This window comes from Streptomyces sp. NPDC029139 (assembly GCF_055564335.1).
Genome location: NZ_JBVHWN010000003.1, coordinates 303,895 through 315,968, shown reverse-complemented (window position 1 = coordinate 315,968; position 12,074 = coordinate 303,895). Strand labels below are relative to the sequence as shown.

Annotated in this window: 16 protein-coding genes; all 16 read right to left on the bottom strand. The window is 72.3% G+C overall.

Annotated features, from left to right (window positions below):
- Nucleotides 1-74 precede the first annotated feature (74 nt).
- The gene (locus tag ACZ4VW_RS09360) at nucleotides 75-839 is read right to left on the bottom strand and encodes a hypothetical protein (protein WP_467960192.1); all 765 of its coding nucleotides are present in this window, start codon (nucleotides 837-839) and stop codon (nucleotides 75-77) included.
- Between the two features lie 31 nt (nucleotides 840-870).
- Nucleotides 871-1,521, bottom strand: a complete 651-nt coding sequence (locus ACZ4VW_RS09355) for a hypothetical protein (protein ID WP_467960190.1) — start codon at nucleotides 1,519-1,521, stop codon at nucleotides 871-873.
- Nucleotides 1,518-2,402 carry a relaxase/mobilization nuclease gene (locus tag ACZ4VW_RS09350; protein ID WP_467960188.1) on the bottom strand — a complete coding sequence of 295 codons (885 nt, stop codon included), beginning with the start codon at nucleotides 2,400-2,402 and terminating at the stop codon, nucleotides 1,518-1,520. The genes ACZ4VW_RS09355 and ACZ4VW_RS09350 overlap by 4 nt, the downstream gene beginning before the upstream one ends.
- A gap of 74 nt (nucleotides 2,403-2,476) precedes the next feature.
- Nucleotides 2,477-2,896: a hypothetical protein gene (locus tag ACZ4VW_RS09345; RefSeq protein ID WP_467960186.1), complete on the bottom strand. Its 420-nt coding sequence runs from the start codon at nucleotides 2,894-2,896 to the stop codon at nucleotides 2,477-2,479.
- Between the two features lie 107 nt (nucleotides 2,897-3,003).
- Nucleotides 3,004-3,501, bottom strand: a complete 498-nt coding sequence (locus tag ACZ4VW_RS09340; protein ID WP_467960184.1) for a hypothetical protein — start codon at nucleotides 3,499-3,501, stop codon at nucleotides 3,004-3,006.
- A gap of 29 nt (nucleotides 3,502-3,530) precedes the next feature.
- Entirely contained in the window at nucleotides 3,531-4,751 is a 1,221-nt protein-coding gene (locus ACZ4VW_RS09335; RefSeq protein WP_467960182.1) for an MFS transporter, read from the bottom strand.
- A 26-nt stretch (nucleotides 4,752-4,777) separates the two neighbouring features.
- The gene (locus tag ACZ4VW_RS09330) at nucleotides 4,778-5,116 is read right to left on the bottom strand and encodes a hypothetical protein (RefSeq protein WP_467960180.1); all 339 of its coding nucleotides are present in this window, start codon (nucleotides 5,114-5,116) and stop codon (nucleotides 4,778-4,780) included.
- Between the two features lie 2 nt (nucleotides 5,117-5,118).
- Complete coding sequence (locus tag ACZ4VW_RS09325) at nucleotides 5,119-5,547, bottom strand: hypothetical protein (RefSeq protein ID WP_467960178.1); 429 nt, start codon at nucleotides 5,545-5,547, stop codon at nucleotides 5,119-5,121.
- Nucleotides 5,548-5,587: 40 nt separating this feature from the next.
- Complete coding sequence (locus ACZ4VW_RS09320; protein ID WP_467960176.1) at nucleotides 5,588-6,319, bottom strand: hypothetical protein; 732 nt, start codon at nucleotides 6,317-6,319, stop codon at nucleotides 5,588-5,590.
- Nucleotides 6,320-6,679: a hypothetical protein gene (locus tag ACZ4VW_RS09315; RefSeq protein ID WP_467960175.1), complete on the bottom strand. Its 360-nt coding sequence runs from the start codon at nucleotides 6,677-6,679 to the stop codon at nucleotides 6,320-6,322. It lies immediately after the preceding gene.
- Nucleotides 6,680-6,681: 2 nt separating this feature from the next.
- Complete coding sequence (locus tag ACZ4VW_RS09310) at nucleotides 6,682-7,413, bottom strand: glycosyltransferase family 2 protein (RefSeq protein WP_467960802.1); 732 nt, start codon at nucleotides 7,411-7,413, stop codon at nucleotides 6,682-6,684.
- 38 nt (nucleotides 7,414-7,451) lie between these two features.
- Nucleotides 7,452-8,039 (bottom strand): hypothetical protein, encoded by a 588-nt coding sequence (locus ACZ4VW_RS09305; protein ID WP_467960173.1) that lies wholly within the window; start codon nucleotides 8,037-8,039, stop codon nucleotides 7,452-7,454.
- An 18-nt stretch (nucleotides 8,040-8,057) separates the two neighbouring features.
- Nucleotides 8,058-8,546, bottom strand: coding sequence for a hypothetical protein (locus ACZ4VW_RS09300; RefSeq protein ID WP_467960172.1), 489 nt, complete (start codon nucleotides 8,544-8,546; stop codon nucleotides 8,058-8,060).
- 65 nt (nucleotides 8,547-8,611) lie between these two features.
- Nucleotides 8,612-10,102, bottom strand: coding sequence for an ATP-binding protein (locus ACZ4VW_RS09295; RefSeq protein WP_467960170.1), 1,491 nt, complete (start codon nucleotides 10,100-10,102; stop codon nucleotides 8,612-8,614).
- Nucleotides 10,103-10,124: 22 nt separating this feature from the next.
- Nucleotides 10,125-10,562 (bottom strand): DUF6238 family protein, encoded by a 438-nt coding sequence (locus ACZ4VW_RS09290; RefSeq protein WP_467960169.1) that lies wholly within the window; start codon nucleotides 10,560-10,562, stop codon nucleotides 10,125-10,127.
- A 40-nt stretch (nucleotides 10,563-10,602) separates the two neighbouring features.
- The gene (locus ACZ4VW_RS09285) at nucleotides 10,603-12,063 is read right to left on the bottom strand and encodes an SCO6880 family protein (protein ID WP_467960167.1); all 1,461 of its coding nucleotides are present in this window, start codon (nucleotides 12,061-12,063) and stop codon (nucleotides 10,603-10,605) included.
- Between the last annotated feature and the right edge of the window lie 11 nt (nucleotides 12,064-12,074).

The window sequence follows — 12,074 nt, the reverse complement described above, 5'->3', positions numbered from 1 at the left end:
GAGGAAGACGGCGAGGCGTGGACGGCGGGCGGCGTCGAGAGGGGGGACGGACGAGCGGGTTCGCGGGGCGGGCGTCACCGGCTGCGCGTGGTGGCGCGGGCGCCGGGCTGCGGCGCTGGCACGGCGATGTCGGCTGAGGGGCGGGGGGCCGTTCGTAGCGCGGTGCCGATGCCGAGGCGGGCGAGGCGAGCGCCGGCGGCCTGGACCGCGTGGCCCTGGGCGCGGGTGTCGTCACCGGTCAGCACGTACGTGTTCGAGGCGGTCTCCCACACGAAGCCCTCGGCGAGCAGCACTTCGGCGGCCGGCCGGGCCGTGGTCGTCGCCGCGAGGAAGCCGTCGTCTCGCCAGGTCATCACGACCATCGTGTCAGGGCGGGGGGCGGGCTGCGGAGGGTTCATGGCGGCGTGGCGGACCTGGGCGAGTGCGACCTCGTAGCGGGGCATGAGGTCGGCGTTGACGGCGTGGGCAGCCCGCTCTGGATCGGCCGGCACAGCGATTCCCTCGGGTTCGCGGACGCCCTCGAACGCCTCGGCGGTGATTGCCCTGGTCGGGGCGATGGCCGCGACCAGGAACTCGTCCTCGTGCAGCGGGCGGATCGTGACGTACAGCCGCGTCCCGTCCTGCCGGATGAGGTGGGCGTCCTGGCCCAGGACGAACTCGGCGATGGCGCCGCTGACCAGGTTGAGGTCCCAGACGTCTTCGGCGTGCTCGAACTGGTCCTCGTAGCGCTGGTGCTGGTGGTAATCGACCGTCCAGGTGCCGGGAAGGATCTCGGCGAGGACTGTGGCGAACGACTCCAGGTTGCGGTCGTCGTCGGGAAGGGATCGGGGGAGGGACATGGGCTCCTCGATGAGGGGACAGGAAGGAAGGTCATCGGGTCCGTCCGAAGGCGGTAGACGTCGGTGGGGCGGGCGGCGCGGGCGGTGGGAGGTGAGGTCCGCGTCGGCCCGGGGGCGCGCTGCGGTCGGCGAGGTTGACGCGCACGCTTCGCAGCTCCGTCGCGAGGAGGCGGAGTTCGTGCTCGGCCTCGCTGCGCAGACGGGCACCCCAGCGTGGATCGGCTGGCCCGCTGAACCGGTCGTAGGCGTCGGCGAGCGCGTGCAGGACGAGACCGAGTGAGGCGAGGATGCCGTCGTGCGTGGCGGTGAGCTCCGCAAGCTCGTAGGTGAGCTCGTCCGCGGAGGCGGCCTCGCGGATGCGGCCTGCGAGGTTCTCGATCTCCCGGCCCGTCGTCACGTAGCGCGCTTCGGTGCCGTCCCAAGCGAACTCCGAATCGGCGAGGACCCGGTACCCGGCGGCCTGGAGACGCGCTACGGCCATACGGGCGACGCTCCGCTCTTCCTCGGGAGAGACGGTGGGGGACAGTCGGTGCCATGTGAACCCGTGCGTCTCCCGCAGGAAGAAGGTGCGCTCCAGGATGCCGTGGGCCAGGCCGTCCCCGCCGCTCGCGGTGATCAGTCCGGTTGCCGGATCGCGCACGATCGCCACCGTCGGTCCGGCCGTCACGCCTGCCGCGCTCATCGCTGCACCGACGTGGAGGGGGCAGGTGCTTGCGGGGGCAGGGGTGCCGGGCCCGGGGGAGTGGGGGCGAGGCGGGTGGCGATCTGTCCGAGCTGATCCTGCACGCCGTGGAGGCGGCGGGCCGCCCAGAACAGGTCCCGGCCGGCGGCGGCGGTTTCGTGGCCGGGCAGGGCGGCGGCTTGGCGGCCGACCTGCTCGACGAGCTGCCGCACCGCCGCGATCGGCCCGGACTGCTCGGCCGCCAGCTGGTTCAGGATGCCCGCGAGCGGGCTTGTCGCAGTCGGCCTGCGCGGCAGTGCGGCGGCAGTCGGCAGGGTAGGTGCGGGCGCCTTGTCCTGGGCTGACGGGTGCCCGGTGTGAAGCAGCAGGTCGGTTTCGATCCGCCGTGCTTCCGCCTCCAGGACCTTGGCCAGGCGGCGGGGGGTGGTCGCCCAGGCGCCGTCGAGGCGGATGAGGTTGCCGATCAGGTCCATGCGGTTGGCCTTGTCCCGTACGGCGATCCAGCGGCAGGCTCGGTCGTCGCCGGGCGGAGCGAGGCCGGCCGTGCGCGCAAGCCGGTGGCCGATCTCGGACCACTCGGCCGGGGAGAGCTCCCGGTCCAGCGGGTGCAGGCGCACGTACAGGTGGAGGATCGCGCGTCGGGACCCGTCCGGGTCGGCGACGAAGGGATGCTCGACCAGCGGGTCGGCGAGGTGCTGGGCCCACTCCGGTGTGGTCCAGTACCGGCTCTCGTCGGTGTAACGGTCGAGCCGGTCCCAGTAGGCGACCACGATGCCGCCGGGCTCGGTCGTCAGCCCTTCGTCCGCGCTGAGGGGACGACCGAGCGCATCGGCAAGGGCATCGGCGGCTTCGAAGCCACGCCGATACAGATGAATGATCATGTTCTCGCTCGCTGTCGGGCCGACAGGTAGGGGCGGGGCGATGCCGGGGTACGGAGGGACGTCGGCTGGCCCGCCTATCGGTCCGCGTGGCCGGCGTCGGCGACGTGGACGAGCTGGTTGAGCGCAGTCACGGAGTACCAGCGGCAGTCGACAGGCTCCCCGGCGGTTCCGACGCGCGGCACCAGGTACTCGCGCAGGGCCTTCTGGTGCACGAGGCACTCGGGGCAGCGGGTGGACAGGTGCACCATGTAGCGGGGGTGGGCGGTGATGTAGGAGCGGTCGCCGCCGTTCGGGTCGAGCAGCCGCCAGCCGTTCTCGTCGGTCGGCGTGTGCCACGACGGCGTGATCACCTTCATCGCGTCGCCCCACAGCTGCCCTTCGGCCGCGCCCTTGAGGATCACGACGTGCTCCCCGGGCCGGAAGTGGGCGTGGGTGACGTCCCGCTCCGGGGTGAGCGGGTCGGGCGGCAGATACACGGGGCGGGTCTCCGGCACGGACGGGTCCTTCCACAGGGGCGTGGGGCGGTGGTGGAAGACAAAGGGTCCGGAGAATCCCCGGTTTCCGAAACCGGGACTTGGCCGCTATATTGCGCGCCGCGCGCCTACCGGAACGGGTTCTCCGTGGGCCGGTCCCGGTCGCTCGCGGCGTCCAGCAGCTCCGGAAGGTCGGCGCCTTCGGCATCACGCTGGTCCACCCACCACCCGGCCCGGGTCACCAGCCGGATCTGCTCCTCCAGCTGTGCCCAATCGGCGTCGTCCCACGTTCCTTCGGTGACGAGTCCCGTGTACGCGCGGGTCACGAGCTGATGCCGGCTGCGCGAGCCCCAGCTCAGGATCGTCTCGGGGCCTTCCAGCGGCGGCATGTCGAACTGGGTCTCCCAGTCGGTGGCGGCGGCCTCTTCCTCGGCGCGCTTCTGGGCGAGCCACTCCTTCAAGCTGGCGGCGTCCGCCTGGTGGTCGGAGCGCCAGCAGTCGGTGCACTTACGGGCGGCGAGCCAACGGGCGTATCCGGCGCGCTGGTCGGCCGAACGGCTTGCCAGGTCATGGGTGAGGACATGGCCACAGTTGTGGACGACCTCGAACGTTGTGGGTACGGCCATGAAGGTCTCCTTGAAAGGGCGGGTTTCGGTCAGGCGGGACGGGCGGCGTGTGCCGGTACACGGCGGTGCCGACCGCGCCGTACGGGGGGCCCGGGTACGTAGATCCGGCGGCGCGCCGTGGTCAGCACGGCGAGGGTGAACAGCGCGCCTGCGGCGGGGAGCCAGGCACCCAGCTGGGAGTGGGCGGCGAGCGGGCCGGCGAGCGCGGTGCCCGTGGCCTGGCCGATGCCGACGGCGGCGATCAGCCACGCGTACGCCTCGGTGACGGTTCCGTCCGGGGCGTGGGCGTCCACGGTCAGGAATGAGCTGGTGACCAGTGCGGTCAGGAAAAGGCCCGGCAGTCCCGAGACGGCGACGGCCGCAAGCGGGCCGGGGTTGGTGAGCAGCGACAACCAGCCGGCCGTGAAGGCGCTGGCTGCGACCAGGAGTTGGGTGGTGAGACTCCCGGGCCAGGTTCGCCGGCCGTAGACGGCGCCGCCGATGAGGCTGCCGACGGACAGCGCCGCGGGGATGAGCCCAGAGAGGGCAGCGGCATGCGTGCGCTCGGCGACCGAAACCGCCCACACGGTGTGGGCGCCGAGAGCGACGCCGGTCCCGGTCAGGGCGACGAAGAGGGCGACAAGCCCAGGTGAGCGCAGCGGTCCGAGGATGCCGGACGGCGCGGTCTTGACCGGCCGCCACCGGCGGGAAGGAGCGGCGGTCAGGACGGCCGCGGCGCCGACCGGGCCGAGGAGGGCTGTCGCGGTCAGGGCGGTACTCGGACCGGTGAACGTGGTGAGGGCGGCGACCAGCGGCGGGCCCGTGATGAAGATCAGCCCCTGCGAACCGGTGTCGAGGGCGAGTGCGGCTCTGCGCTGGGCCGGATCGGGTAGCACGCTCGGCCACAGCGCCCGAAGGTTCGCCTCCATCGGTGGGGTCGATGCCCCGGCGAGGACGACCGCCCCGGCGAACAGCACCGTCTGGTCGGTCGAGTCGAGGCGGGGCAGGGTGAGCAAGGCCAGACTGGTGAGGAGGGTCGAGGCCCAGGTCACGGCGGTCTGTCCGTGGCGGTCCACCAGGCGCCCGAGGGCCGGCTGCCCGAGCGCGGAGGCCAGCCCGTACGCGGCACACAGGAGCGCGGCCGTTGACAGAGACCCGCCCTGGTCGGCGACCAGGAGAAGGAGGGCGACAGGCACCATGCCGTTGGGTAGACGCGCGATCATGGTGCCCGCCAGCAATCGGGCGACGTACGGCCTGCGCAGTACGTGCACGGGCGCGTTATCGACGTGGGCGGAAGTCAGTGTGTACTCCGGGAACGTGGTTCAGCGGCGGCGAGGTGGGGCGGCTCGAAGGGCCGGCGCACGGGTGCGCGGAGTGTGGGCAGCGATCGACCGCAGGCTGTCGTCGAGCACGACGGGGTACCGGGCGGCGTCGACATCTCGGCAGCCCACCGGCTGCGCTCGTACTCCCAGGACCCGCCCATGTCGAAGGGGAGTCGGACCCACAGTCCGCGCAGCGTTGATTCGGTCAGGAACCCGGCCCGCTTGAGCAGCGCGAGGGCGAGCTCGTCCAGCGGGCCGGTGACGTCAACCTCGCCGCCGGGACGGCGTGCGATCTCGATCTGGTCTTCGGTCATGGTCATCGCCTCCGGCTGGCCGCGGCCACGGGCGGGGTACCAGCGGCGGGTATCTGCACCGCGATCGAGGGTGAAGTGCCGGCGTGGCGCTGAGTGGAACGTGCCGCTGCCGCCTGGGCGATGCGGGCCCGGCGTTCGGCCAGCCCGGTGCTCCGTGCCGGGGCGGGCGGCAGAGCAGACCGGGCCGGATCGAGGCTGATGTCGGCCTGGACGGTGAATCCGTGACGACGGAGGTCGTGGACAGCCTGTCGGCCGCGTCGCCGCGGGTCCTGGTCCGGCCTGGTGAGCCGGTACAGGTCCGCCCTGCCGGGGACGGGCTCGAACTGCTCGCGGATCAGGTACCAGTTGGCCAGGTGCGGCGTGATCGCTGGCGTTGACCGGGCGACGACACCGTGCTCGGGGTGCAGGCCGAAATGGAAGTGCGGGGGCATGTACGTCCTCAAAGGCGAGGGTCGGGCGGCGTCCGGACGGTCACCGGGTCCGGAGGGGGTTCACGAGCGAACCGGCGAGGGAGGGCGGAGGCGGAGCGAGCGCGAGGCCCGGGCCGGATGCCGGCGCCGATGGACGGGCGAGCCGGGCATGCTCGAGGAGCCGGGGGCCGTCGGCGAGCCACTGGCGGACCTCGTCGGCTGAGGCCGGCATGAGCGGCTGGGGAGGGACGAAGACCGAAGAACGCGCATTGTGGGTCGCCCCCGGAAGGTTGAGCAGGATGTGCAGCCGGTCCAGGACTACGGAGTCCTCGGGCTCCAAGGCGAAGGAATTGCGCGTCCGGTCGAGAAGCTGTGCGGCGTGGGGGCGCAGCCGCCGGAAGACGGTCGTGGCCTCCTCGCTGTTCTGGCCGGCCTGGTCGATCCCACCTTGGGCAGTGTGGATCTCATCCAGTCGGGCGTGCCCGGCTTCGGCTGCGGCCAACAGCCGCTCGTGCAGGGCCAACTCGTACGCCGGGAGGAACTCCGCCGCCACGTGGGAGGCTGCCAGGCGCGGCATCGTGGGCAGCGTGATGGACTCCGGCGCGTGGGGGTTCTGGTAGTTGTCGTCGAAGGTGCTGCTCGCGCAGGCACCGAGCAGGTACCCGTGGGCGCTTCCGGGGCGCTCGATCAGGAGCAGCTCCGTGTCGGAACCGTTGGACAGGACGGCGCCGTACGGGACGCGGCGGTGCTCTATCGCCTCGGCCAGCTCGCCGCTGTCCCACAGCAGGGACATTCAGTCCTCCTGCCACGCCGGACGGGCGTAGACCTCGACCTTCGCCGTCCAGGTACCGGGGAGATGGATGGCCAGCTCGTGCGCGTAGTCCCCGAGGTAAGGGCGGGGGCTCGCGCTGAGAACGACGCGGTGTTGCCGCGCGGCGTGGGCGAGGGCTGGCATCACCTCCGGCATCGCCTTGAGGTCGCGCAGAAAGTGGACGCCGTTCTTGTGCCGCTCGAAACCGCCGGTGACGAGCAGGGCCGTGTCCGCCCACCTGTACCGCTCCCCGACGGGAATGGCGACCAGGCCGATGGACGCGCTGGTGGAGAGGATGATCTCGGCATCGGGGCGCGGCTGCACCTCCGTACGATCGGACATGGTCACGCTGCCCGTGCCGCGACGAAGGTGTTGCGCAGGGCGTGGCCGAAGGCGTGGGCGTGACGCCGGGCGCCGAGCTCCAGATCGTCGTACGCCGTGCCCTGCGTCATCTGCCCTTCGTGCTTGCGGTACTTGTACACCGGCAGGGGCAGCAGGACGCCAGGGGCCAGGGCGGTGACGCCGACGGCCGCCATGTAGTCCTCGCCCTGGACGAGGCCGCCCATGCCGCCGGCCGCGCGTACCAGGCGCGTGCGGGCCAGGATCGTCGTGGGCCCGATCGGGATGGTGTCCTGCGGGAGCGGCCAGTAGGTGACCACGTCCCCGGCGTCGTGGAAGCCGGGCGGCGCGGGGCACTCCCACCGGCGGGTGGTGCCGTCCGGCAGCCAGTCCTCGCTGTATCCGGCGACCCACCCGAGCCGGTCGGTGAACGCCGCGAGCCGTACGCCCAGGCTCCAGTCGTGAAAGGCGTCATCGTCGTCGGCCCAGTTCATGAACTCGGTCTGTACTTCGTTGAGGCCGAGGTTGCGGGCGCACGCGGCGCCGACCGGTCGGGGCAGCGCCAGGACCCGGACGCGCGGGTCGGTGGCGATCGTGTCCGGGACGCGTCCGGGGTCGGCGCCGTCGAGGACGAGGACCGCTTCCCACGGCACGGTCTGCCGGGTGAGGCTGGCGTGCATCTCTCGCAGGTAGGGGAGGCGTTCGGGGCGGAGCTGGGTGGCGATGACGACGGTGATCTGCGGGGAGGACAGGGAGTCTCCTGTGGTCGGCGTGGTCAGCGGGTGGGCCGCGGCGCAGGTGACGCGAGGGCCGGGCCGGGCGGCTTGACGAGCGTCAGCCCGGTGCGGGGGGACTGGATGGGAGCGGGCTTGTCCGGGGCCCAGAGCAACGGCGAGCGGTGAATCCGGGCAAGCGGCGAGGTGCTCCAGCTCACGAGCGGACCGCGGTCGTACCACGTAAGGGCGATGACCTCGATCCCCTGGTCGTGCAGGACGTAGCCCCACTCCAGGTCGCCATCGGTGTTGTTCTCCGTGATGGGGATGGATTCGGCGGGTTCCCCGCTGAGGGTGACGACGTCGGTGAGGGGCATGCTCGGGAAGCGTTCGGCGTGGGGGTCGAGCCGGTCCAGGACGTGCTTGGGGGCGCCTTGGAGGAGGTCCAACCCGAGGCCCTGCCAATCGTGGGGACCATCGAGCAGGTGTTGGCGCAGGGCGCTGAGGTCACCGGCGAACCGGTAGCGCAAAGCGCCGAGCAGGAGTGGAAGTTGGTAGTCCGGGTAGCCGTCGAAGAGGCAGTAGACCCCTCGGAAGCGGCTGCCAGTCGAAGTGTCGGTCGGGCGGGCGATGAAGCTGGGTGTGCCCATGGGGCTCCTTGAGCTGTCTCAGTGAGTGCGGCGTCGCGGAGTTGCGGGAAACTGCGGGAGGGTGACGCGTGGCGCGACGGCGGCGGACGCGTCCCCGGTACGGACGGCCGGGCCCGCTCGAAGGACGCGGGCGCGTTCGACTAGGTCGTCGCTGTTGAGGTCGCCGACGAGGGCGCGTGTCTCCTCGGCGGCGTACTGGAGATCAGCGGAGAGGTCCCACCCGTCGTCGCTGGGCGACTCTCGTACCTTCTCGGCGGCGGCTTCCAGAAGGTCGGCGACCTTCTCCAGGACCCCGTGTGTGGGGTGCAGGAACTGGTCCAGCAACATCGAGCTCGTCTTGAACTTGGCAAGCCCCTCGAGCCCATTGAGGAGGTCGATGAGCTCGGCCACGGTGTGCCCATGTACGTAAGCGGTCGCGCGCGCGTCGGTGAGGGGGCGGTCAGGGACGGATGCCGGCAAGGGGTCTCCAGGCTGTCGGCGGCGGTTCTTGGAGAGGAGAGCGGTCACGGCGAGAGGGCGATGTGTCCGGCCGATGTGGCCCGCGTTGCGGAAATCGGTAGCCCGCAGACGTTTCAGTGGATACGAGCGTCGGTGTCGAACAGCTGCAGTTCGGCCGGGTGGAGGTGGTGCTGGACGACGAAGCTCCGGCCGGCGACCTTCCACAGGCCCCGCCCGCGGGTGAGGTGGGACAGGGCTCCGGTCTCGACGGAGGTCAGGCCGAGCAGTCCGGCGGCTGCGGCGAGCTGGTCGGTCTCCTGTCGGTAGATCACGCGGGTGCTGCAGTCGGCGAGCAGGCCCTCGGCGAGCGCGCGGCTCTGGCTGCCGGCGTCGCCGGCGGAGAGCAGGTCGGACAGGCGGTGGATGACCAGCAGGTTGGCGATGCCCAGGCCGCGGGAGAGCTTCCACTGGGCCTGCATGCGCATGAGGAGGGGGGGGTGGCGCATCAGGCGCCACGCCTCGTCGTAGACGACCCATCGCCGGCCGCCGTGGGGGTCGGTGAGGGCGGCTTCCATCCAGGCCGAGGCGCAGGTCATGGCAAGGACGAGGGCGGCGTCGTCGGTGCCGCCGAGGCGTGAGAGGTCGATGGACAGCATGGGCCGGTACGGGTCGAACGCCGTGGTGGACGGGGCGTCGAACATGCCGGCCAGGTCGCCGAAGACCAGGCGCCGTATGGCGTGGGCGAGGTCGCGGGCGGCATCGCCGAGGCGTCCGGCCAGCATGCCGCCGGCCAGTTCGAGGCCGGGCCCGTCGGCGAGCGCGTGGGCGACGTCGCCGAGCAGCGGCGGGCGGCCGGAGGCGGTCGCACGGGTGACCGCGGCGTCGAGCGCGACGTCGAGGACGGTGTGTTCCATGGGCAGCAGCTCGCGGCCGAGAACGGTGCGGGCCAGGGAGCCGAGGAGCAGCAGCTGGCGCTTTCGGACCTCGCCCGCCCACTCCGTTTCAGGAACCGACGCCGGCCTCGGTGCCGCGTCCAGTGGGTTGAGCCTGCCGGGCAGGCCCGGGCCCAGGGCGATGGAGGCGCCGCCCAGGGCCTGGGCGACGGCCGTCCACTCGCCCTTGGGGTCGCACGGCACGTACACCCGGTAACCGAAGGCGACGGAGCGCAGAGCCAGGCTCTTGGCGAGCGCCGACTTGCCCTGCCCGATCACCCCGGCGAGCAGCAGGTTGGGATTGGTGAACCCTTCGACGCGCCCGTACAGGGAGAAAGGGTCGAAGGTGAAGCTGCCCTCGGCGTGGAGGTCGCGGCCGATGTAGACGCCGTCGGCGCCGAGTCCGCCTTCGGCGAGGAAGGGGTAGGCGGCGGATGCGACGGCGGTGGTCATGCGGTGGGCCGGGAGCTTGAGGCGGCTGCCGCGGGCGGAGGCGGGTCCGGGGCGCCCGGCGGGCGGGTAGACGGCCTCGGGGAAGGGGGCTTCGACAGGTTGCTGGTCGGTGGCGGTGCCGGCGACGGTTCGGGCGCGGGCTTCAGCGCGGGCGGTCTGCTTGCGCAGGGCGCGGCGCTGAGCACGGTCGATGCCGTGCGGGGTGAACAGGGGGGTCGCGCTGGCGCGGCGGTGGGACACGGTTCGCTTCCGGTCGGGGAGGTCAGGACGCGAGGTCGGCGGCGGTGGTCTTGTGCCGTACGGCGTGGACGGCGGCGAGGTGGCGCTGGCAGATGGTCAGCACCGGCGGTCCTTCTGGGATCCGCTCGGGGTGGCACTCACCGTCATCGACGGAGGCGGGCAGCAGGTGGAAGGCCGCGTGGACGGAGTCGGCGGCCTGCCACAGGCGGGTGTGCGCGGTGGCCAGGTGTCGTCCGGCAGCGGGTCGCTCGGGGCGGGTGTGCTCGGTCAGCTGGTCGACCAGGCGGTGGACGGTGGTGAGGTGGGCGTGGAGGGCGTCGAGATGGGGCCGGTCGGCCGGCCGGGCGGCCTCGCCCGGAACCATGGTGCTGGTGTGGTGGCGCAGACCGGCGGTGGCTGCCCGCAGAAAGGGGTGGGCATCGCCGGTGGGCGGGCCACCGGGGCGGTCGTCGGGGGACATCGTCTTCTCACTGGGAGGGGCCGTCGGGGCGGCGGGCCGGTCAGAGGGTGTTGCGGGCGAGCGGGAGAGCGCTGGTGGTGAAGGCGTCGGCCTGCTGAAATTTCAGCCGTCGCAGGTCGACTTGGGCTCCGGCGGCGGCGGTCTCGATCTGGGCGCAGGCGGCGTCGAGGGCCTGGTCGGTGTCGGCAGAGACGGTGAGCAGTCCGGTCAGGGCGACGTCTGCGTGGCCGGAGATGAGCTGCTTCTCGCGGATCTTGACGTCCGCGTACTCGACGCTGTCGGCCTCGGAGTCGACCTGGCCGCGGCGCTGGCGCTCGGAGGCGTCCGCGATGATCGCGGCCTTGCGGCGCTGCACGTCCCGCAGGGCGGACTCGATCCCCTGGGGCGCGTAGATCAGGGAGAAGACGCGGCGGACGCCGGTGCTGAACATCAGGCCGTGCAGGAAGCCCGCGTTCGTCTCGGTGCGAGGCCAGTTCTCGATCCAGTACGTGGCGTGCCGGGCGCTGTCGGTGATCAGCCGGTCCGGTTCCTCGACCTGGGCGACGGGGCCGGCGGCGGCCGGGTCGGCCTCAGCCCGGCCGGTGGAGGACCACTGCTGCAGGTGAGCGGTGGAAGCCGGGTCGTAGGCGGTGCGCAGCACGGCGGCGATCTCGCGGGCGCCGAGCCAGCCGGTGACGGTGAGACCGGCGCTGCGGGCGCCCTGGGCGATGGCGGCGGTGGTCTGCTCCATGACGGTGAAGGCGCCGCCGAGGCCACCGCCGGCCTGGCTGATCAGACGCTTGGCAGCCTTCAGATCCAGGGCGATGGCCAGGTACGCCTCGTGCGGGGCGGCGGCCGGACCTGCGGAGTCCACGAGCGCGGAGTAGATCTGACCTGCGACGGGGGCCTTGGGGTTGCCGTGTTCGGCCCAGTGTCGGGCGAGGCTGTCGCCGGAGTCCGGCACCGTGCGCTCCAGGACCTGGACGGTGGTGACGTGCCCGGTGCGGGCGATGCCGGCAAGGGCCCGGCCCCACGCGGCGACGTTGCAGTTCTGGGTGGCCGGGTCGAGCAGCGCGAAGGCGCGGGAGCTGACACGGGCGACCGCGGTCAGGGTCTGGCTGTGCGGGTCGTGGACGGCGGCGGCACCGGACTCGGCGGTGGCCACGCGCAGCGAGGCGGTCGCGCCGGGCAGATGCAGCAGCCCTTCTCTCTTCGGACGGGAAACGGGGCGGGCCCGCCACAAGGTCTGTCCGGTGCGGCGGCGGTTCGTGTAGCGGGCGACGAGCGGGGCCCAGTCGATCAGGGACCGGCCTTCGCGCCGTACGCCGACCAGGACCGCGGTGGCGATCCAGAGGGGCGTCAGGGTGATGGCGCCGACCAGACCTGCCGCCACGACGGCGACCAGGAGCAGGGCGAGTGCCGAGGAGACCAGGACGAGCTGCGGGAGGGTCAGGCCGAGCAGGATGCCCCGACGGGACCGAGTGGGGAACTTGACGGTGAGCGGGAGGACTTCGGAGGACACGATCGCTTCCG

Excerpts from the sequence above, each read along its gene's own strand:
- ACZ4VW_RS09315 (WP_467960175.1), bottom strand. The coding sequence starts at position 6,679 with ATGTCCGATCGTACGGAGGTGCAGCCGCGCCCCGATGCCGAGATCATC.
- ACZ4VW_RS09320 (WP_467960176.1), bottom strand. The coding sequence starts at position 6,319 with ATGTCCCTGCTGTGGGACAGCGGCGAGCTGGCCGAGGCGATAGAGCAC.
- ACZ4VW_RS09340 (WP_467960184.1), bottom strand. The coding sequence starts at position 3,501 with ATGGCCGTACCCACAACGTTCGAGGTCGTCCACAACTGTGGCCATGTC.
- ACZ4VW_RS09305 (WP_467960173.1), bottom strand. The coding sequence starts at position 8,039 with ATGGGCACACCCAGCTTCATCGCCCGCCCGACCGACACTTCGACTGGC.
- ACZ4VW_RS09290 (WP_467960169.1), bottom strand. The coding sequence starts at position 10,562 with ATGTCCCCCGACGACCGCCCCGGTGGCCCGCCCACCGGCGATGCCCAC.
- ACZ4VW_RS09330 (WP_467960180.1), bottom strand. The coding sequence starts at position 5,116 with ATGACCGAAGACCAGATCGAGATCGCACGCCGTCCCGGCGGCGAGGTT.
- ACZ4VW_RS09360 (WP_467960192.1), bottom strand. The coding sequence starts at position 839 with ATGTCCCTCCCCCGATCCCTTCCCGACGACGACCGCAACCTGGAGTCG.
- ACZ4VW_RS09325 (WP_467960178.1), bottom strand. The coding sequence starts at position 5,547 with ATGCCCCCGCACTTCCATTTCGGCCTGCACCCCGAGCACGGTGTCGTC.
- ACZ4VW_RS09350 (WP_467960188.1), bottom strand. The coding sequence starts at position 2,402 with ATGATCATTCATCTGTATCGGCGTGGCTTCGAAGCCGCCGATGCCCTT.
- ACZ4VW_RS09355 (WP_467960190.1), bottom strand. The coding sequence starts at position 1,521 with ATGAGCGCGGCAGGCGTGACGGCCGGACCGACGGTGGCGATCGTGCGC.